Here is a 19,057-nt window from a genome sequence, read left to right on the forward strand (position 1 = left end):
ACCGCTGCCTCACGGCGCCCTCCCGTCGGGGATCAGCACGGGTTTCACCACCCGGCCCGCGTCGCAGTCGCGTTCGGCCTCGTTGACGCCGCTCAGCGGATACGTGCGGATCAGCTCGTCGAAGGGGAAGCGCCCGGCCCGCCACAGGCCGATCAGCCGTGGGACGAGCAGCCCCGGCACCGCGTCCCCCTCGCAGATGTGGGAGACCCGCCGCCCCCGGTCGAGAGTGCCCACCTCCAGCGGGAGCGGGCCGTGCAGGCGGGCCACCAGCCCGAGCCGGCCGCGCGGGCGCAGTGCCCGCAGCGCGTCGTTGATCAGGGCGGCCGACCCGGTGGTGTCCAGCGCGTACTGCGCGCCGCCGTCGGTCCGCTGCCGGATACGGTCGGGCAGTCCGTCCTGCGCGGCGTGCAGCACGGTGGCCCCCAGCCGCTCCGCGAGGGCGAGCCGTTCGGGGTGCCGGTCGACGGCCACCGTGACCGCCCCGGCGGCCGTGGCGGCCATGACCGCCGCCAGGCCCACCGCGCCCGCGCCGAACACCGCGAGGGTGTCGCCCGCCCCGGCGCCGAAGGAGTGGAGGACCGCGCCAGCGCCGGTGAGGAAGCCGCAGCCGAGCGGCCCGAGCAGTTCGAGGGGCAGCGACGGGTCGACGCGGACGGCGTTGCGGGCCGGGACCACGGCGTAGTCGGCGAACGAAGACTGCCCGAACCACCGGGGCGCGAGCGCTCCCCCGGCCGCGTCGGTGAACCGCGCCGCGTGCTCGGTGCGGCCGCCGAAGAGGTTGAGCGAGGCGAAGGAGTCGCAGTACGCGGGGGCGGCGGCCCGGCAGTTGCGGCAGCGCCCGCAGGAGTCGAAGCTCAGCACGACGTGGTCGCCCACGTTCAGCCCGGTGCCGGGCCCGCCCGTCCCCACGACGACCCCGGATCCCTCGTGGCCGAGCACCGCGGGCAGCGGCGAGCGGCCCGCCGAGCGCCGTACCGCGAGGTCGGTCCGGCACATCCCGCTGCCGGCCACCCGTACCAGGACCTCGCCGTCTGCCGGGCCCGACTCCAGCAGCACCTCCTCGACGGCGAACGGGCCGTCGTACGCGCGCAGCACCGCCGCGGCGAACCTCAGTGCCACGCGGTCCCTCCCCCGTCCGGGTCCGGCTGCGCGGGGCGGTGCAGGACGAACGGCTGGAGGTTGCCGTACAGGCCCCACGGTCCGCCCGCGACGCCGACGCCGCTGTCCTTGGTGCCCGCGAAGGGCTGGGCGAGGGACAGTTCGGCGTGGTGGTTGATCCACGCCGTCCCGCACTCCAGCCGGCCGGCCACCTCCTCGGCCCGGTCGAGGTCGGTCCCCCAGACGGAGCCGCCCAGTCCGAAGCCGGTGGCGTTGGCCGCCGCGAGGGCCTCGTCGAGGTGCCCGTACGGCAGCACCGGCAGCACCGGCCCGAACTGCTCCTCGGCCACCACCGCGCTGCCGGGGGCGGCCCCGGTCAGGACGGTCGGGGCGAAGAACCAGCCCGGCCGGTCGAGCCGGTGGCCCCCGGCCGCGGCCCGGGCGCCGTCCGCGAGGGCGCGGGCGGTGACGTCCGCGACCCGGGCCAGCTGGGGTGCGTTGTTGAGCGGCCCCAGCTGCGTGTCCGGGTCGAGCCCGGGGCCGACGACCACGGACCGGGCGCGCTGTGCGAGCGCCTCGACCACGCGGGAGTGCAGCCGGGCGGGGGCGTAGACGCGCTTGACCGCCATGCAGACCTGCCCGCAGTTGCGGAAGGCCGCCCAGAACAGCCGGTCGGCGACCCGCTCCACGTCCACGTCGTCCAGCAGCACCGCCGCGTCGTTGCCGCCCAGTTCCAGGGTGACGCGGGCGAGCGAGGCCGCCGCGCCCGCCGCGACGGCCCGCCCGGTGGGGATCGACCCGGTGAAGGTCACGTGGCGGATGCCCGGGTGGGCCGCGAGGCGCGCGCCGAGCGGCTCGCGGCCGGTCACGACCGTCAGCACGTCCTCGGGCAGCGCCGCCGCGACGACCGACGCCAGCAGCCGTGTGGCCAGCGGCGTGAACGGCGACGGTTTGAGCACCACCGTGTTGCCCGCGGCCAGCGCGGGTGCGAACTTCGCGGAGGCGAGCTGCAGCGGGAAGTTCCACGGGACGATCGCGGCGACCGGCCCGAGCGGGCGCCAGCGCAGCTCGCTGCGCACCGGACGCCCGTCGTCGACACGGACCCGTCCGGGCTCCAGTGCGGCGAAGTAGCGCATCCGGGCCGCCGTGCGGGCGACCTCCGCGTACGACTCCGCGAGGGGCTTGCCCTGCTCGCGGGTGAGCAGCGGCGCGAGGCCGTCGCGGGCCGCCTCCACTGCGTCGGCCGCCGCGAGCAGCGCGGCGGTGCGGGCCGCGCGGTCGCCCCGCCAGCCGGGCCAGGCCGCGCGGGACCGCGCGACGACGTCGTCCAGTTCGTCCGGCCGCTGGTCGGGGGCCTCGTCGAAGGCCTCGCCGGTGGCGGGGTCGACGACCTCGAAGCGCGCGCCGCGGGCCTGCCGCACGGGCAGCGGCTGATGCCTCGTCATGCGGCGGTCAGCCCGCGGCGGCGACGCCGGCGGTCAGCTCCCGGGCGTGCCGGTCCATCTCCGCCCGGAAGGCGGCCACCAGGTGCGGCTGGATCCTGCCGGTGTTGCGGTCGCCGCCCTCGCAGACCGCGCCGCGCACGCCCACGATGTCCGTGCCGATCCGGGTCAGCACACCGAGGTCGGCGGCCTTGACGCTGCCCGCGAGCGCCGCGCGCAGGCCCGCCTCGTGGGCCTGCCGGACGAACTGCGCGCAGGCGTCCGGCGGGACGTGGTCGAAGAGCCCGCTGCCGTCCTTGACCGCGGTGTCGAGCATCGCGGCGTCGCAGCCGGAGCGCCGGGCCACGTCGGGCAGCGCGAGCGGGTTGAGGCAGCCGATCCGGTGGGCGTCGGCGTAGCCGGAGGCCACCACGAACGCCTCCGGCCGGTGGTCCTTCACCGCCCGGACGACCCCGCGCATCACCTCGACGCCCTGCTCGGGCGTGGTGCATCCGTAGAGGCCGACCTTGATGTACGACGCCCCGGACACCACCGCGCCGAGCGCGGCCTGGGCGACCGTCCCCGGCTTGTACGGCACGTCGCCGACGGTGGCCGAGACCGGTGTGCCCGCCGGGACCGCGTCGCGGATCTCCCGGATGACCCAGGGGAAGTTCGCGCCGAGCGAGCCCTCGTCGGGCTTCTTGACGTCGACGATGTCGAGGTGCTCGGCCGCCTTCGCGCAGTCGAGGGCCTCCTCGACGCTGTCCGGGGAGATGAGAAGCAACACCGGGGACTCCTTTTCCTCGCAGGGTCCGCCCGGCTCACGGCCGTGGCGCGGACGCCGCCCGGATCACGTGCGGTGTGCTCATCATCCGGGCGGCCCCCGCCCGCGGGCAGGGCGTGCGGGGGCGGTGCGGGTCACGGCCGGCGCCACCTCACGCCGGTCCGTCGCGCCGCCCGCGCCGGTCCGGACGGACGGCGCGCGCGGCGGCGCGGACCGCCCGGCTCCCGCGCCGCGGCCCCCCGGGGCGGCACGCCGCGCCGGGCCCGGCGCCGCGTGCCGCCCCGGGGGGGAGTGCGCCCGGCGCGAAGACGCCCGGTGGCGGACCCGTGGAATCACGGGCCCGCCACCGGGCGGCTGTCGTCGCGCGGTGTCAGTGCCGCTGGTGGGGCATCTCCTGGGTCGCGCCGGGCACCTGCGGCATGGGCTGGGTCGCGGCCTCGGCCTGCGCGTTGACGTTGGCGAGCCGGGCCTCCTCGTGGAACTCCGGGTCCGACGGCGCCGGCTTGGCACCATGGCGGAAGACTCCCGTGAGGTCGCTGAAGGTCTTCCGGCGCCACCGCGTGATGGCGTCGAAGGTCACCGCGCCCTTGCCCGACAGGCCGCCCGCCGCGGTGACCGACTCGATGAGCCGCAGCGGCGAGGTGTGGTCGGAGATCTCGGAGAAGACGTGGCCGCCGACCGTCCACGGGGACACCACGAGGCACGGCACACGGAAGCCCGCGCCGACCGGCAGGCCGCCGCCGGGGGTGCCCTTGGGCGACGGGAGGCTCACGTACTCCTCGGGGTACGCCTTGCGGTCCGGGACCGGCGGCGGGACGTGGTCGAAGAAGCCGTCGTTCTCGTCGTAGTTGATGACGAAGACGGTCGAGTTCCACAGCTCCTCGTTCGCCGCGAGGGCCTCCAGCTTGGAGGCGAGGAAGTACGCGCCCGCGGCGGGGGTGTTCGGCGGGTGCTCGTCGGAGGCGTAGGGGCCGTCCGGGAAGAGCCACGTCACGTCGGCGAGGGTGCCGTTGGCGCAGTCCTCCTCGAAGCCGAGGTAGGGCGTGCTCGCCATGGTCGGGTTGAGCGGGTCGCCCACGCCGCCGGGCGTGCCGTCGCCGAACAGGGTGCCGTTGAGCCGTATCCGGTTGTACAGCTCGGCCGGGACGAGGCCCGGCTCCTTGAAGTTGGCCCACCAGCTGAAGTAGTTGTAGCTGCCGGAGCTGGTGTACGTCTTGACGGTGTACCCGGCGTCGAAGAGCACCTCGGCCGCCGACTTCCAGGCCAGCGTGTTGGGCTGCACCGTCTCCAGGATCGGGCCGCCCTGCTTGCCCTGCGGGTCGTTGGTGCCCGACATCCACACCGCCCGGTTGGGGTAGGTGGGGCCGAGCACCGAGCAGAAGTAGTGGTCGAGCAGGGTGAAGTTCTCGGCGAGCGCCCAGTGGAAGGGGATGTCCTCCTTCTTCAGGTAGCCCATCGTGTAGGAGCCCTTCACGTCGCCGTCGGAGGCGAGGTGGGAGACCAGCCAGCCGTCCATCGCGCCCTCGTTCCAGGCGGCGTGCTGGTCGCGCCAGTCGTGCGAGAGGGACGGCACGGCGGCCGCGCCGGTCTTGACGGTGTCCATGTGGAAGGGCTCCAGCCACCCGTCGGGGTTGGCCGGGTCGGGCTGCTTGAAGACGGAGTTGCCGTTCGGCAGCTTCATCGCCTTCTTGTCGCTGAAGCCGCGGGCGCCGGGGAAGGTGCCGAAGTAGTGGTCGAACGACCGGTTCTCCTGCATGACGTACACGACGTGCTTGATCTGCGAGAGGTCGAAGCTGCGCCGGTCGGCGGACGCGGCGCGGGCCAGCTGGGCGGGCAGCACGCCGGACATCCCGGCGGCGGCGGCGATCGAGGCCGCCCCGGCGATGAAGGCTCGCCGCGAGGTGCCGCGGCTGCTCGGGTCGGTGCTGTTGTCGGACATGCGGGTGTCTTTCCTCGTCACGGAGTCGGGGTCGGGGTCGGTCGGGTCCGGGGGCCGGGGATGCTTCCCGGCCGCCTCAGCGGGCGACGCCCAGGACCTCGGCGATGGCGCTGTTGGTGGTGTCGGCGATGTACAGGACGCCGGTCGACCGGTCGACCGCGACGGCGTACGGGGTGTTGAGGTGCGAGGCGGCCGGGGCCTGGCCGCTGCTCTCGCCGCCCGCGGCGGGCGCCGCGGCGTTGACGACGGTGGTGATGACGCCGTCGGGGGTGACCTCGCGGATCGCGTTGTTGAACGTGTCGGCGATGAAGAGGTCGCCCGCGCTGTCGACGGCCACGCCCTGCGGGACGTTGAGCTGGGCCTTGACGGCGGGGCCGCCGTCGCCGGACCAGCCGCCGCGGCCGTCGTTCTCGGCCTTGTCCTTGGCGTAGTTGCCCGCGACCGTCGTGATGGTGCCGCGCTTGGCGTCGACCTTGCGGACGACGTTGTTCGACGCGTCGGCGATGTAGACGTCGCCGTGGCCGTCGACGGCCACACCGGTGGGCATGCTCAGCTTCGCCTTGTGGGCGGCGCCGCCGTCACCGGCGTACCCGGCCTTGCCGCTGCCGGCGAAGGCGGTGATCTTCCCGTTCGGCAGGAGCTTCAGGACGCGGTTGTCGAAGGTGTCGGCGATGTAGACGCTGCCGTCCGCGCCGACCGCTACCGCCTGGGGGTGGTTGAGCGAGGTGCGGGTGGCGGCCCGCTGCTCCTGGCCGGAGAGGTCGGAGCCGCCGCCGCCGGCCTGCCCGGTGCCCGCGACCCGGTGGATGACCCCGTCGGGGGTGATCTCGCGGATCACGTTGTCGGCGCTGTCGGCGATGTACAGGTCGCCCTTGGCGTCCACGGCGGTGCCGCCGGGCTGGTAGAGCGTGGCGGCGGTGGCCGGACCGCCGTCGCCGGCCAGGCCGGAGCCCTCCAGCGAGCCCGCGACGACCGTGCTCCGGCCGTTCGACAGGGCGGCGATGACGTTGTCACCGGTGTTGGAGGCGTAGACGACGCCCTTGTCCGCGGAGACCCCGGCCGGGCGGTAGAGGCCGCCGGCGGGCGGCAGCGGCAGGCCCGTGGTCGGGTCGATGCGGACCTCGCCGCCGCCCGTGGCGTCGTAGGGCAGGGTCTGCAGGATCGGGCCGGTCGGCTTGGTGCTGTCGCCGATGACCAGGCTGAGGTCGTCCGCCTCGCCGTTGTTGTCGGCGCCGGTGTTCACCGCGGTCATGGTGATCTTCACGATCACCTTGGCGGCACCGGTGGGGACGGTCCCGTACCAGGCCTGCGGGACGAGGCTGGAGACTGCGGCCCGCTGGTTGGCCTTGACCGGGCCGATGCTCGCGACGGTGAGCGTCTTGCCGCCGCCGTCCTGGAAGTCGGCGGTCACCACGGCGTTGTCGTTCTGCGTGGCGTAGCCGCCGAGCAGGCCGGAGAGCTTGAAGGACCTGCCCTCGACGTCACCGAGCGGGCCGAGGTCGATCGGCTGGGTCTGGGTGGTGGCGACACCCGCGATCGCGTTCTGCGGGTCGTGGCCGCCCCAGAAGACGCGGGTGCTGGTGCGGGCGGGCGGGTAGCTGGACGGGGCCTGCGCGTAGGACTCGGCGACGGCCCGGGGCGCGGGCAGCGGGGAGGCGCTGGCCCAGCAGTCCGGTACGGCCACCGACGCGTCACCGGGGGCGCCGAACCACACGTCGGAGGTGTAGTCCTCCGCGCCCGGGTTGGACACCAGGTTCTGGTCCAGGGCCGGAACCGCCGGGTCGGGGCAGTTCGGGACGCCACCGTGGGTGCCGGTGGTGAGGTCGTAGTTCTGCGCGTGGGTGCCGGACGCGGTGGGGTCGATGACGAAGCCGAGGTCGTCGGCGATGCCGTTGCTGTCGTTGCCGGACGAGATCGCCGTCGCGGAGATCGTGATGACGACCTTGACGGTGCCCTGGGGCAGGGTGCCGAGCGTCTGGGTGGGCAGCATGCCGCTGTCGGCCGGGGTGCCGCCCTTCGCCGCGAGGTAGTCGGCGGCCGCGACCCGCTCGGTCTCGGTGATCGGCCCGATCTGCGCCTGGGCCAAGGTGGTGCCCGCCGCGTCCTGGAAGGCGGCCTGGACCTGGGCGAAGTCGCCCTGGGTCGAGTAGCCGCCGAGCTGGCCGGAGAGCGCGAAGGGGTGGCCGCCGGCGTCGAGGCCGCTGACGTCGACGGTCTGGCTGGCCGTGGTCGTCACGCCCTGGACGTCGTTGCGGAAGCCCGGGGCCGGGGTGAAGCCGGGGTTCGCGGCCGGGGTCGCGCTGGAGTTGTTCCCGCCGAAGAAGTACCGCGAGCCCTCCAGACCCGGGTAGGGGCCCTTCTGCGTCCTGGACTCCACGACCGCGTCGGGCGCCGGCAGGTCGCCGTGGCTGATCCAGCACGCCGGCACGTCGAGGGTCGCGTTCGCCTGGCCGGGGTTGGTGACGCCGCCGCCGGTGCCGTACGGGTAGGCGACCGTGTCGTGGTCCTCCGCGCCCGGGTTGGAGATCAGGTTCTTGCCCGCGCCGATCGCGGCGGGGTGCGGGCAGGTGGCCGTCCGGTCGTAGTCCTGACCGGCCGGTGCGACCGCTTTGTCACCGACGACGAGGCTGAGGTTGTCGGCGTTGGCGTCGTTGTGCCCGGCGCCGCCCATGGTGAAGGTCAAGGTGACGACGACCCGGGTCGCGCCGTCGGGCACGGTGCCGTAGTGGCTGCGCGGCAGCATGCTGGAGGTGTCGCCGCGGTCGGCCGCCATCACCGGGCCCAGCGTGGTGACCGCGGGGCGGGAGGTGCCGTCGTCGACCGGGTTGCCCTCGGAATCCTCCCAGGTCGCGCTGACGGAGGTGGCGTCGTCCTGGTTGGCGTAACCGCCCAGGCTCGCTGCGAGCGCGAAGGGCTTGCCGGCGACGTCGCCGAGCGGGGCGAGGTCGATCGTCTGGGTCGCGGTGGTGACCGTCCCGGCGGGTGCCTTGTCGTTGGCGCTCTTGCCGCCGTAGAAGTTCTGGGCGCCGGCCTTGCCAGGGTAGGAGGCGGCAACGACGCTGGCGATCTCGTTCGCCGCGTCGGTGCCGGCGATGGTGGAGGTGAGCGACCAGCAGTCCGGCAGGAGTACCGCGTCGGGGTCCGTGACCCCGCTGCCGGCGGTGGTGCCCGCGCCGCCCGGCAGCGCCCCGCGCGTGGTCGCGTACTCCGCACCCGGGTTGGAGACCAGGTTGGCGTCCAGGGCGACGTTCGCGAGCCCCGTGGTCGCGGAGCAGTACGCGCCGCCTGTGAGGTCGTACGCCTGCGGCGCCGCCGTGAACGGGATCGCCCCCGTCGCGGCGCCTGCCGACGGCAGCCCGACGATCGCGAGCCCCGCGGCGACCACCGCGACGGCGGCCTTCCGCTGCGCCCGTCCGCCCCACCGGCGTCCGCGCCATCTGACCAGCCCGTTCAACGCCACCGTGCCGCCTTCCGCTCGCAAGAGTGCTCCACCGGTGAACCGGCAAACGGCGAGCAGCACCGGAGGTCCCGGGTGCGCTCGCCTGTGCGTACGTTCGGCGCCCCGGGTGAACGAGCGTCAAACACTTGCCGATCAGCGTGTGTTGGATCAGCGAACGGTTCCGCCGGGGGAACGCCGCGCCGGCCGTGTGACCACGGACGACGTACGAAACGCGGCCGGATCCGCCGCCGTCCGCCGGCGACAGCGGATGATCATGCGGTGACCGCGGGCCACAGCGTAGACCGGGCCCGCGGCGGCGACGCCGTCCCGAACCGCGCGCCGCGCCGCAGGATCACGCGGTTCGCCCAGCCCTTGGGAAACCGGGTCACGGCCCCGGCGCCGCCTCTGCCGGCGTGCGCGCATGCGCATCACCTCGGAAACGGTGGAAGGCGGCGTCCGCGAACAGCTCTTCGCCGTCGGGGAGATCCCCGGGGCGCTGTGGACGCCCGTCACGGGGGCCGGGCCCCGGCCACTGGTGCTGATCGGGCACGGCGGCGGTTCCCACAAGAAGGGCTGGGAGGTCGTCTCCCGGGCCGGCCCCAACGTCACGTCCTGCGGTTTCGCGGTCGCCGCCATCGACGCGCCGGGAACCGGCGACCGGCCGCAACACCCCGAGGTCGAGCGGCTGGTCGCGATCGTCCAGGGACGGAAGGCGGCCGGCGAGCCCGTAGGCCCGGAGTGGCACGCCCTGTGCGAGACCGTCGCGTCACAGCTCGTACCCGACTGGCGGACCACCCTGGACGAACTGCGGGAACTGGACTTTGTCGGCGACGGCGGGCCCGTCGGGTACTACGGCCTGTCGCAGGGCGGTGGGATGGGCATCCGTTCGAGGCCCTCGGCTCCACCGAGAAGACCCTGCACGCGAACCCCGGCGGCCACTTCCGCGTCCCGCCCTTCGAAATCGACAGCAACGTCCGCTTCTTCGCCCGCCGCCTCGGCCCCGCGCCCGGCCCTTCCGGGGACGCCCTCCGACCCGCCTCCGGAAGGGGTGGGACGGCGACCGCCCGGCGGGCCCTCCTCGCGCCGATCGGCGGCTTGTAGTCTGATCCGCATGACGGACCCCCGGGCCGGACGCCGGTGCCACAATCCTCTCAACGCCCTGCACTCCGCGGTGTACTTCTCGCCGGAGTTCGACACGGAGATGGAGGCCCTCGGTCTCGCCAGGGCGCCCGGTGCCTACTTCAGCGCCGCGGGGTACTTCGGTGCCCGGTCCGCGGCGATGGGCGCCGTGGGGCCCGGTACGGTGACGGCGACCTTCTTCAACTTCAGCCATGCGCTGATCGCCCGGCACGTACCCGCGGTCTGGGATGTCGCCACGCCCGAGCAGCTGCTCGCGGCCCGGCTGCGGGCCGCCGACAGGCTGCTGCGGCGGCTGCTGGGCGACGCGGTGGTGGAATCCGCGGTGACGGCCGAGGCGGCCGAGCTGGCCCGGCGGGCCGCGGAGGGCTGCGAGCGGGCGGGCCGTCCGCTGGGCGCGGCGGAGGCGGACCGGCCCGCGGCGACGCAGCCGCACCTGGTGCTGTGGCAGGCGGCGACGGTCCTGCGCGAGTACCGCGGGGACGGCCATATCGCCCTGCTCACCCGCGCGGGCCTGGACGGGCTGGAGGCGCTGGTCTCCCACACCGCCTCCGGGCGCGGCTTCACCCCGGTCTTCGCGCGGGCGACCCGCGGCTGGAGCGAGCAGGAGTGGGCGGCGGCCGAGGACCGGCTGCGGGACAAGGGCCTGCTGGACGCGGACGGCGGTCCGACCGAGGCCGGGACGGCGCTGCGCGCGGACCTGGAGCGCGAGACGGACCGGCTGGCCGCCGCGCCCTACGACCGCCTGGGGGCGGACGGGGTCGCCCGCCTCACCGACCTCGCGGGCGGGCTGGCCGCGACGGCGCTGGGCAACGGGGCGTTCCCCGACGGGATCTTCGGCAGGAGCTGAACGGCGCGCGGTCCCCGGCGCCGGGTGAGCGCGGCGGCCCCCGCCGCCCACACCCTGCGGCCAACCGGGCTATGTCCGGTGCATTCGTTTTCGAAAGTCACCTGTTGCCCGACTTCGTACCGTAATACTCCTCCTGTCTTTCTCATCTGCACGACGGAGCAGGAGGCACACCGCGTGAAGACCCTCAGGAATCTGGCGGCAGTGGCGGGCGCCCTGGCGGTGACCGCCGGGGTGGCGTTCGGGACGCAGGGGGCGGCCGCGGCCGACCACCCCGCGGGCCCGGCGCCGAAGGCGATCGTGGCCCAGCAGTTCACGCTGCGGCTGGCCGCGAACCCCGGCGAGGTCGCGAACGTCCGCGGGGCGGGCAGCTCGGACGGCGTGCCGATCATCCAGTACCCGCTGACCAACGGGGCGAACGAACGCTGGCAGCTGGACGCCGCCGGGGGCGGCTTCTACACGATCAGGTCCGTCAGCAGCGGCAAGTGCGTCAACGTCACCGGGGGCGGCACCGCCAACGGCACCGAGGTCATCCAGTACACGTGCGGAACCGCCCCCAACGAACTGTGGCGGTTCGTGCCCGCGGGCATCGGCTACCAGATCGTCGACAAGTCGGCCAACAAGTGCCTGAACGTCGCCGGCGGCCTCGGGATCGGCCACCTGCTGATCCAGTACGACTGCACCGTCCCGGGCTCGCCCAACGACGTCTGGCTGCCCGTCTGGGAGCCCAACGAACGCTGACCGGCCGCCGGGCCCCCGCCGGGGCCCGGCCGCGTACCCGCTCAGCCCCTCGGTTCGAGGGTCCACCGGCCGCCGCCCCGGAACTGCACGTAGCCGCTCGGCAGCCGCTGGAGTCCCGCGGAGGTGCTGATCCGGCGCACCGGTTCCAGCCGGTCGTCCAGCTCCCACAGCACCGGCAGGTCGAGCGTGCCGCCCGGCTCGTAGGCGACCATCACCTCGGCGGCGGGCCCGGTGTTGCGGACGACCGCGTACCCCTGGCCCTCGGCTCCCTTGCCGATCTCCGGCGCGGTGGCCAGGGAGGCCGTCTCCAGCCGCCACCCGGTACGGTCGCCCGCGCTGACCTGGACGTAGCAGTGGCCCGCCGCCGACACCCACAGCGGGCCGGTCACCGGGCGCCGCCGGCCCGCGGTGTCGGCGGAGATCGCCGAGCGGCCGCCGGCCTGGAAGGTGCGGGTGAGCAGGTTGCCGTCGTCACGCGTGGTGCGCCGCAGCCCGAGCAGCGCGGGCGGGCCGTCGTACCGCAGGACGGTGCTGCCGGTGCCCTCCACGGGGCCGGTGAGCGCCGGGACCTGTTCGACCGGCAGCAGCCGCAGGCTCCACCCGCGCGCGCCGTCCAGCCGCAGCCGCACCTCGCTCTCGCCCTTGCGGAAGAGCAGGGTACGGCCGTGGTCGCCGTGCTGGGAGCCGCTGAGGAAGTCCTCCTCGTCGTCGTACTCGTCGAGCAGCTTCACCTGGTGGCCGAAGACCGTGTCCTCGCTGGTGACCGCGTACTCCAGCAACGCGGGCCGCCCCGGGGAGGGGTTGGCCAGGGTCACGGTCCCGGCGCCGCGTCCGGTCCAAAGGCCGGCGCTCTGCCGCGCGGGCCCCTCGTGGCCGGGCAGCGGCCGGGCGGCGAGCTGCCAGGGGCCGTCGGCCTCGACCACGAGCAGCAGCGGGCCGTCGGTCAGCGGCGCGGTCTGCCGCAGCCGGCCGGTGTCGTTGACCAGCAGGTCGTAGGCGTCCGGGTCGTCGAGCGACGACGCCTCGTGGGAGGTCACCCCGAAGTAGCCCTCGCCGTCCTCGTCGCCCGCGTACTCCACGTCGAGATCGGCGGCGCCGCCCTCGTACACCACGACCTCGGGGCCGTTCCCGTGCAGCGGGGCGGCGCCGAGGCGGCGCGCGGCCGACAGCGGCTGCACCAGCACCGTCCAGCCGTTGTCGCTCTCCACGCGCATCCGCAGCGGGCGGTCCTGCGGGACGCGGACCAGGGCGCGGCCGCGGAAGTCGCGCGCGGTGGTGTTGAAGAGCAGATCGCCGTTCTGGTTGCGCCGGTCGAGGGTGTGGGCGCCGAAGTAGCCCTCGCCCTCGTGCCAGGCCTCGACGATCACCGGCCCCGCGGGCAGGGGGACGTCCACCGAGACCACACCGTTGCCGCGCCCGCGCCGGACGTAGGGCTCGAACCCGGGCCCGAAGGAGTGCGGGAGGGCGTTGCGCACGGCGGCGGGCGCCGGGGAAGGGGCGGGGGCGGGGGCGGGGGCGTCCTCGGGTGCGTCGACGGCGATGCCGAAGTCCGTGGCCAGCCCGGCGAGTCCGGACGCGTACCCCTGCCCGATCGCCCGGAACTTCCACTGCCCGCCGCGCCGGTAGAACTCGCCGAGCACGAACGCCGTCTCGCTCGACGCGTCGCCGACCTCGTAGTGGGCGACGACGGCGCCGTCCGCCGCCAGCGCCTGCACGTACAGCCCGGGGACCTGCCCGAACACCCCGCCGTCGCACGAGCCCGCTATCAGCACCCGCTGCACACCGGGTTCGACGCGCGGCAGGTCCACCTCCAACCACTCGGCGAGGGTGCCGCCGCCCTCGGCCGTTCCGGCGTGCCGTACCGCCTCCGAGGGATGCGCGGGCTGGTTGTAGAAGACGAGGTCCGCGTCGCCCCGGACCTTGCCGTCCGCGCCGAGCAGCAGCGCGGAGGCATCCACCACCGGCGCGCCCGCGACCTGCCGCCGGCACACGGCGACCCGCAGAGCGGCTTCCGGGACGGGGGTGTTGGCGCCCTTGCTGAGGTGTGTCATGGCGATCATGGTGACACCCCCGCCCGCCGGCTCCTCGCGCAGGGGGCACGGCGACCTGCCGCTTCCCGCCGGGCGACCGCGGCGGTCCGCTCGACTCCCGAGGCGCGTGGTGCGGTATCCGGGGAAGACGCAGAGCACGGAGGTGGTGCGGATGGACGGCAGGGAGCGTCTGCTGCTCTGGCTGGCGGCAGTCCTCGCCGTGATCGGCCTGGTGATCGCGCTGAGGCTGCTGATCAGGCTGATCCGGACGTGGCGGCTGCTGAAGGCCTCGGGGGTACCCATACCTCACAAGGCGATGTTCTGGGCGTCGGTGGCCTATCTCGTCTGCCCGGTGGACCTGCTGCCCGACCCGGTCTACCTCGACGACATCGGTGTCCTGCTGCTGGCCCTGCGCTCCCTGAACGCGGCCGCGCGCCGCTACGGGATACGGCCCGCGCGCGACGGCGGCTCAAGCGCCCCGCACGGCAAGGACGGGTGAGCGGCCGTCCCCGGCGGTCCGGACGCGCCGCGCGCGGGTCAGCGCGCGGCGCGTCCGGACCGTCGGGGACGGCCGCGCGGCGGGGCGGCGGCCTGCGGCTCGGCGGGCGTGCCCGGCGCGGGCGGACGGCCCGCGTCGTCGCCCTCCCGTTCCGGGACGGCGGTGGTCCGGGACACCAGGACGGCGTTGTAGTGCGCGCCGACGAGCAGCGCGAGGTTGGTGAACCACAGCCACACCAGGAAGGCCACGGCGCCCGAGAGCTGGCCGTACAGCCGGTCGTACGTGCCCAGGCGGGTGGTGTACGTCGCGAAGCCGGCCGAGCTGAGCAGCCACAGGGCGATGGCCACGCCGCCGCCCGGCGCGGTCGTCCGCAGCCCGCGCGTGGCGGGCGGCCCGGAGCGGAAGAGGATCAGCACCGTCACGACGGCCACGGCGACCAGGCCGGGCCAGCGCAGCCCGCGCCACGCCGAGACCAGGGAGGTGCCGATGTGCAGCACGTCGCCGGTCCTGCGGGCGAGTTCACCGCTGACGACCACGCAGATGGTGCTGCACACCATCAGGACCAGCAGCATCAGCGCGGTGACGACGACGAGCGGCGTGGTGCGCCACGCGGGGCGGTGGTCCGCCACACCGTGGATGTGGTGCAGGGCGCGCCGGAAGACCGCCGCGTAACTGCACGCCGCCCAGGCGGCCGCCGCCCCGCTGACGGCGGCGAGCGAGGTGGTCGCCGAGGCGTCCTCGGCCAGGTGCCGCAGCGTGTCGGCGACCAGCGGGCGTGACGCGCCGGGCATGAGGGCCTCCAGCCCGCCCGGCACGCCGCTGCCGTCGGGGTTCCCGGTGAGCCCGACCAGCGACAGGGTCATCAGCAGCGCGGGGAACAGCGCCAGCACCGTGTAGTAGGTGAGGGCGGCGGCCCGTTCGGTCGCGTCCTTGTCCCAGGCCGCCGCGAGGGCGCGCGCGAGGGTCCCGAGCACGGCGAACACCCGGCCCGCCCGTCGTGTCCGCCGCCGGTCCTTGCCCGCCGGTCTCTCCCGGCCGCCGTCGGACGGCGTGCCCCCGCCACCGGACATGTGCTCTCCCTGTCGCCGACGTTCCCTTGCCGCAGTCCACCGGACGGGCGTCCGGACCGGCCGCTTCGTCCATGGCGGCCGCATTCCCCCGCCCCGCGCTGGCACGCCTGTGAACCGCCGCCACGATGACGCCGACCTGCGGCGCGGACGGCGGGAGCCGGTCGTACCGCGGGCCGGGCTGGAAACGCGTTCCGGGGGTAGAAGCCGACCGGACGGCGTCATGTCCGTACGCACTCGGGGCCGGCTTGCGGCGCCGAGGCCGGCGTCCGGTCCCCGAAGGCACGGGAGGTCAGGATGCAGCATCGAATGGAGATGGTCGGTCAGGGGTGGGCCCCCGGGAGCCCGCTGTGGGATTTCGTCACCGTGCTGGTGATCGCCTTCTCCCTCGCGACCATTGTCAGGCTGCTGCGCAACAAGCAGTAGCGCGGGCCGCGCGCCCGCCGAACGAGGCCCCGCCGTACGAGTCCTCCTCGTACGGCGGGGCCTCGGCCACAGGCGTGACGCACCTCAGAAGCGGTGGTGGTGCCGGTGGCCGCGGCCCGCGTACAGCGGGGTGATGAGGCCGATCAGGACCGCCGCCGCGCCGATCTGGAGCGCGTGCCGGATCCAGTCGACGCCGTTGGTGTCGGCGACACCGAAGGCGGAGGCCAGGCCGTTGCCCAGCAGTCCGCCGATGATGCCGAGGACGACGGTCAGCCACAGCGGGATGGGCTGGCGGCCCGGCAGGACGAGCTTGGCGAGCAGGCCGATGATCAGACCGGCGATGATGGCCCAAAGAATAGTCATGACACTCCCAACCTTTCCGGTCAATTGGCTCAGGTGGACACCCAACGTCCGCTTGCCCGCTGCGACTCAGGTCACTCCTGGCAACTTTCGGCCGGGGGTCGCGGCCGGGCCGCGCGGCAGGAGAAGACGCCGCGGCGGAGTTCCAGGGACTTCCCGGTCATCTTCGGGTGCGCGGCGGGCACACGACAGATCAGGAGGTATGTCATGAACACCGAAGCCGCGGTAAGCCGCACCCCTTGGTGGGCGCGAGTCGTCGTCGCACTGGCGGCGCTGATGGTGCTGGTCCTCTTACTCGGCGGACTGCATCTGCTGCCGGGACTGCCCAACCCGTTCGCCGAACGGACCAACGACCGCAGCGGGCCCGTCCTGCTGAAGTCGATCCAGGACATGAACCGCTACGAGGGGGCGAGCGGCAACTTCGAGGTCGTCGTGGACCTCCAGAAGGACGCCAAGTACCTGCCGGACATCGTGCACGGCGAGCGGACCCTGTACGTGGGCGCGGGCAGCGTGGACGCGTACGTGGACCTCGGCTCGCTCAAGTCCGACGCCGTGACGGTCAGCGACGACCGCAAGTCCGCGACGATCCGGCTGCCGCACGCGGCACTGGAGCGGACGAACCTCGACCCCGAGCACTCCTACGTCGTCTCGCAGAAACGCGGGCTGTTCGACCGCGTCGGCGACTTCTTCGGCAGCGACACCGGCAACGCGCAGAAGCTCAGCGTCCTGGCCGCGCAGAAGATCCAGGACGCGGCCAAGAAGACGGAGCTGACGGCACGGGCCGAGACCAACACCCGTTCCATGCTCCAGGGCATGCTCACGTCCGTCGGCTTCACCCGCGTCACCGTCAGTTTCGGTCCGCCGCCCGCGCCTTCGAGCCCGGCGACGCCCTCACCGTCCTCCTGACCCTCCCGGGCGGCGGCCGGCCGGAGCACCGGCGGAGTGGCGTACCGGGCCTCCGGCCTGGCACTCTCTGCTGAACGTTCGCGGCCGGCCCGCCGCGACCGGGCGGACCGGTCAGGAGAGGAGGCGGCGTCGGTGGAGGGCGAGGACGTGGCAGCCGGCGTCTACTACTCCGAGCAGTTCGGACAGGTGTGGATGATCGCCTTGCAGGGTGACTTCGACATGGACCGGCTGGGCGTCGTGCAGGAGGTCACCGCGCGGGTGCTGGACACCTTCCACGGCCCGGTCGTGTTCGACCTCGCGCTGGTCTCCTTCTGCGACTCGGCGCTGCTCAACCATCTCGTCCGCACCGCGGCCAGGCGGCCGACCGCCCTGGTCCACGTCAGCACCGCGGTGACGCGCCTGCTGGAGCTCACCGGGGCCGGGGCGGTGTTCGCCGCCTACGAGGACGTGATCGCCCCGACGTCCGACCCCGAGCCGTAACCCGGCCCCGGCCGACGGGGTGCCGGTTACCCACCGGCGGCGCGGGGTGAAAGACTGCCCCGAGGAGACGCGCCAGGGTTCGAGCCGGGAGGGTTGTGTGAGGATCGCTCGCAGCGTGGCGAGCCTCGGCCCGGTGGACATCGGCGACCACGTCTGCTGGGTGGTGCCGCGGCCCGGCGACCTGCGGCGCGCCGCGCGAGGGTATCTGTCGGACGGCAGGAACCTCGGCGACAAGATCATGGTCGTGGGGCCGTCGGCACCCGGGTGGCGGGACTTCCGCGCCCCGCACGGGCTGCTGGTGGACCCCGCCGCGGACGGCGGAGGCGTACGCTGGGATGTGGACGCACTGGTGAAACTGGTGCGGCAGGAGGCGGAGACGGCTGACCGCCAGGGCTTCCGGGCCCTGCGGGTGCTGGCACAGATGGACCGCATCTGGCCTGCCGACATCACTGCCGAGCAGGTGGCCGACCACGAACTGCGGCTGGACGCCCTCACCGGGGCGACGGCGGCGATGGTCGTCTGCGCCTATGCGAGTCCTGGATTTGCACCCAAGGTGCTGGAACAGGCGGCGAGCGTGCATCCCCATTTCGCGGGCGCCCCGGCGCAGGCGCCCTCCTTCCAGATGTTCAGCCAGACGGCCGACTGCTGGAGCGTCAGTGGCGTGGTCGACGCGGACGGCGCGGGCGCCTTCCGCGTCGCGGTCACCGGACTGCTGCGGACGCTGGCCACGCTGCGGCTGCGCTGCGACGGTCTGCAGCTGATGGACGCGGTGGGCATGCAGACGCTCGCGGAGGCGGCCGCCGCCCTCCCCGGCCGCAAGATCGTGCTCGAACGCGCCAACCCCACCGTACGAAGGTGCTGGGAGTTGCTCGGCTACGACGATCCCGCCGTCCCCGCGGAGCTGGTGCCGTGACGACGCCGCTGACCGCCGGGCCGGGCGACGACGCGTCGCCCGCCTTCCGCCACGAGCTCTACGCGTACAAGGGCGACTCCGGGTTCCTCCAGGGCGCGGTGTCCTTCGTCCAGGACGCGCTGGCCGCCGACGAGACGGTGCTCATCGCGGTGGGCGACGACAAGCGGCGCATGCTGCGCGACGCCCTCGACGGCGACAGCGCGGGGCGCCAGGTGTCCTTCGTGGACACCGGCGCGCTGGGCCGCAACCCGGCACGCCTCATCCCCGCCTGGCACGACTGGATCGCCAAGAGCGTCGGCGCCGGGCTGCCGGTGCGCGGGATCAGCGAGTCGCCCTGGGACGGGGCCACCCCGGCCGAGCGCGGCGAGCTGCGCTACCACGAGTGGCTGCTGAACCTGACCTTCGCGGCCTCTCCGGCGTGGTGGCTGCTGTGCCCCTACGACGTCACGACGGTCGAGAGCGCCGTCCTGGACTCCGCGCGCCGGTGCCACCCCTTCCAGCTCGCCGACGGCGCGCACGGCCGGAACCCCGCCTTCTCCGACGAGCCCTTCCGCTTCGACGACCTGGCCCCCGCCTGCGGCCCCGACCGGGGCCTGGCCTACGGGGCGGGCGATCTCGCGAAGGTGCGCGGCGCGGTGGCGGAGTGCGCGGCGAGCCACGGCCTGGACGGCCCGCGGCTGCAGGAACTGCTGGTCGCCGCGACGGAGGTGGCCGCCAACACCATCCGGCACGGCGGCGGCACCGGCACCCTGCGCACCTGGACGGAAGGTGACCTGCTGCTCTGCGAGTTCCACGACACGGGGTACATCAGCGACCCCCTGGTGGGCCGCTCGCGGCCGAGCCCGGCCCAGAGCGGGGGCCGCGGCCTGTGGCTGGTCCACCAGCTCTGCGACCTGGTGCAGATCCGCTCGACCCCGGAGCACGGCACGACCGTCCGGCTGACCATGGCGCTGTACTAGGCCGTGTCCGG

At 74.3% G+C, this 19,057-nt stretch carries 16 protein-coding genes; 8 read left to right on the forward strand and 8 right to left on the reverse strand.

From position 1 onward, the window contains the following. Positions 1-9: 9 nt before the first annotated feature. The 5 genes from ACH4PY_RS19110 to ACH4PY_RS19130 form a co-directional block, all read right to left on the reverse strand. Positions 10-1,113: a zinc-binding dehydrogenase gene (locus ACH4PY_RS19110; protein WP_398184638.1), complete on the reverse strand. Its 1,104-nt coding sequence runs from the start codon at positions 1,111-1,113 to the stop codon at positions 10-12. Next, positions 1,110-2,543 carry an aldehyde dehydrogenase family protein gene (locus ACH4PY_RS19115; RefSeq protein WP_398183673.1) on the reverse strand — a complete coding sequence of 478 codons (1,434 nt, stop codon included), beginning with the start codon at positions 2,541-2,543 and terminating at the stop codon, positions 1,110-1,112. The genes ACH4PY_RS19110 and ACH4PY_RS19115 overlap by 4 nt, the downstream gene beginning before the upstream one ends. A gap of 7 nt (positions 2,544-2,550) precedes the next feature. Then, complete coding sequence (locus ACH4PY_RS19120; RefSeq protein WP_398183676.1) at positions 2,551-3,306, reverse strand: (5-formylfuran-3-yl)methyl phosphate synthase; 756 nt, start codon at positions 3,304-3,306, stop codon at positions 2,551-2,553. Between the two features lie 367 nt (positions 3,307-3,673). Beyond that, a complete protein-coding gene (locus ACH4PY_RS19125; protein WP_398183679.1) occupies positions 3,674-5,242 on the reverse strand; it encodes an alkaline phosphatase family protein in 1,569 nt (522 codons plus the stop codon). Between the two features lie 76 nt (positions 5,243-5,318). Continuing rightward, positions 5,319-8,702 (reverse strand): hypothetical protein, encoded by a 3,384-nt coding sequence (locus tag ACH4PY_RS19130; protein WP_398183681.1) that lies wholly within the window; start codon positions 8,700-8,702, stop codon positions 5,319-5,321. Between the two features lie 1,090 nt (positions 8,703-9,792). On the opposite strand from ACH4PY_RS19130, the gene ACH4PY_RS19135 reads away from it, so the two are divergent. Further along, positions 9,793-10,668, forward strand: coding sequence for a hypothetical protein (locus ACH4PY_RS19135; protein WP_398184641.1), 876 nt, complete (start codon positions 9,793-9,795; stop codon positions 10,666-10,668). A gap of 174 nt (positions 10,669-10,842) precedes the next feature. Further along, positions 10,843-11,406, forward strand: a complete 564-nt coding sequence (locus ACH4PY_RS19140) for an RICIN domain-containing protein (protein ID WP_398183684.1) — start codon at positions 10,843-10,845, stop codon at positions 11,404-11,406. Between the two features lie 41 nt (positions 11,407-11,447). On the opposite strand, the gene ACH4PY_RS19145 is transcribed toward ACH4PY_RS19140, so the two are convergent. Continuing rightward, positions 11,448-13,457 (reverse strand): TerD family protein, encoded by a 2,010-nt coding sequence (locus ACH4PY_RS19145; RefSeq protein WP_398183687.1) that lies wholly within the window; start codon positions 13,455-13,457, stop codon positions 11,448-11,450. A 151-nt stretch (positions 13,458-13,608) separates the two neighbouring features. On the opposite strand from ACH4PY_RS19145, the gene ACH4PY_RS19150 reads away from it, so the two are divergent. Continuing rightward, complete coding sequence (locus ACH4PY_RS19150) at positions 13,609-13,935, forward strand: YkvA family protein (protein WP_398183690.1); 327 nt, start codon at positions 13,609-13,611, stop codon at positions 13,933-13,935. Positions 13,936-13,973: 38 nt separating this feature from the next. Here the strand turns inward: ACH4PY_RS19150 and ACH4PY_RS19155 are convergent, their stop codons facing one another. Beyond that, positions 13,974-15,005 carry a YihY/virulence factor BrkB family protein gene (locus ACH4PY_RS19155; RefSeq protein WP_398183693.1) on the reverse strand — a complete coding sequence of 344 codons (1,032 nt, stop codon included), beginning with the start codon at positions 15,003-15,005 and terminating at the stop codon, positions 13,974-13,976. A gap of 294 nt (positions 15,006-15,299) precedes the next feature. Here ACH4PY_RS19155 and ACH4PY_RS19160 point away from each other — a divergent pair, with 294 nt between their 5' ends. Further along, a complete protein-coding gene (locus ACH4PY_RS19160) occupies positions 15,300-15,428 on the forward strand; it encodes a hypothetical protein (RefSeq protein ID WP_398183696.1) in 129 nt (42 codons plus the stop codon). 84 nt (positions 15,429-15,512) lie between these two features. Here the strand turns inward: ACH4PY_RS19160 and ACH4PY_RS19165 are convergent, their stop codons facing one another. Further along, positions 15,513-15,791 carry a GlsB/YeaQ/YmgE family stress response membrane protein gene (locus ACH4PY_RS19165; protein WP_398183699.1) on the reverse strand — a complete coding sequence of 93 codons (279 nt, stop codon included), beginning with the start codon at positions 15,789-15,791 and terminating at the stop codon, positions 15,513-15,515. 204 nt (positions 15,792-15,995) lie between these two features. On the opposite strand from ACH4PY_RS19165, the gene ACH4PY_RS19170 reads away from it, so the two are divergent. From ACH4PY_RS19170 to ACH4PY_RS19185, 4 genes are all read left to right on the forward strand, one after another. After that, positions 15,996-16,694 carry a DUF4230 domain-containing protein gene (locus ACH4PY_RS19170; protein ID WP_398183702.1) on the forward strand — a complete coding sequence of 233 codons (699 nt, stop codon included), beginning with the start codon at positions 15,996-15,998 and terminating at the stop codon, positions 16,692-16,694. A gap of 132 nt (positions 16,695-16,826) precedes the next feature. Further along, positions 16,827-17,174 (forward strand): STAS domain-containing protein, encoded by a 348-nt coding sequence (locus ACH4PY_RS19175; protein WP_398183704.1) that lies wholly within the window; start codon positions 16,827-16,829, stop codon positions 17,172-17,174. 97 nt (positions 17,175-17,271) lie between these two features. Next, the gene (locus tag ACH4PY_RS19180) at positions 17,272-18,087 is read left to right on the forward strand and encodes an MEDS domain-containing protein (protein ID WP_398183707.1); all 816 of its coding nucleotides are present in this window, start codon (positions 17,272-17,274) and stop codon (positions 18,085-18,087) included. Beyond that, positions 18,084-19,046 carry an anti-sigma factor RsbA family regulatory protein gene (locus ACH4PY_RS19185; RefSeq protein WP_398183710.1) on the forward strand — a complete coding sequence of 321 codons (963 nt, stop codon included), beginning with the start codon at positions 18,084-18,086 and terminating at the stop codon, positions 19,044-19,046. Before ACH4PY_RS19180 ends, ACH4PY_RS19185 begins: the two co-directional genes overlap by 4 nt. The last annotated feature ends 11 nt before the right edge of the window (positions 19,047-19,057 follow it).

It is taken from the genome of Streptomyces sp. NPDC021224 (assembly GCF_044332905.1).
Classification (GTDB): Bacteria; Actinomycetota; Actinomycetes; order Streptomycetales; family Streptomycetaceae; genus Actinacidiphila.

What these genes read in the sequence shown, in the direction of transcription:
- ACH4PY_RS19150 (WP_398183690.1), top strand. Translation starts at nt 13,609, where the DNA reads ATGGACGGCAGGGAGCGTCTGCTGCTCTGGCTGGCGGCAGTCCTCGCC.
- ACH4PY_RS19155 (WP_398183693.1), bottom strand. Translation starts at nt 15,005, where the DNA reads ATGTCCGGTGGCGGGGGCACGCCGTCCGACGGCGGCCGGGAGAGACCG.
- ACH4PY_RS19135 (WP_398184641.1), top strand. Translation starts at nt 9,793, where the DNA reads ATGACGGACCCCCGGGCCGGACGCCGGTGCCACAATCCTCTCAACGCC.
- ACH4PY_RS19170 (WP_398183702.1), top strand. Translation starts at nt 15,996, where the DNA reads ATGAACACCGAAGCCGCGGTAAGCCGCACCCCTTGGTGGGCGCGAGTC.
- ACH4PY_RS19125 (WP_398183679.1), bottom strand. Translation starts at nt 5,242, where the DNA reads ATGTCCGACAACAGCACCGACCCGAGCAGCCGCGGCACCTCGCGGCGA.
- ACH4PY_RS19145 (WP_398183687.1), bottom strand. Translation starts at nt 13,457, where the DNA reads ATGACACACCTCAGCAAGGGCGCCAACACCCCCGTCCCGGAAGCCGCT.
- ACH4PY_RS19165 (WP_398183699.1), bottom strand. Translation starts at nt 15,791, where the DNA reads ATGACTATTCTTTGGGCCATCATCGCCGGTCTGATCATCGGCCTGCTC.
- ACH4PY_RS19160 (WP_398183696.1), top strand. Translation starts at nt 15,300, where the DNA reads ATGCAGCATCGAATGGAGATGGTCGGTCAGGGGTGGGCCCCCGGGAGC.
- ACH4PY_RS19115 (WP_398183673.1), bottom strand. Translation starts at nt 2,543, where the DNA reads ATGACGAGGCATCAGCCGCTGCCCGTGCGGCAGGCCCGCGGCGCGCGC.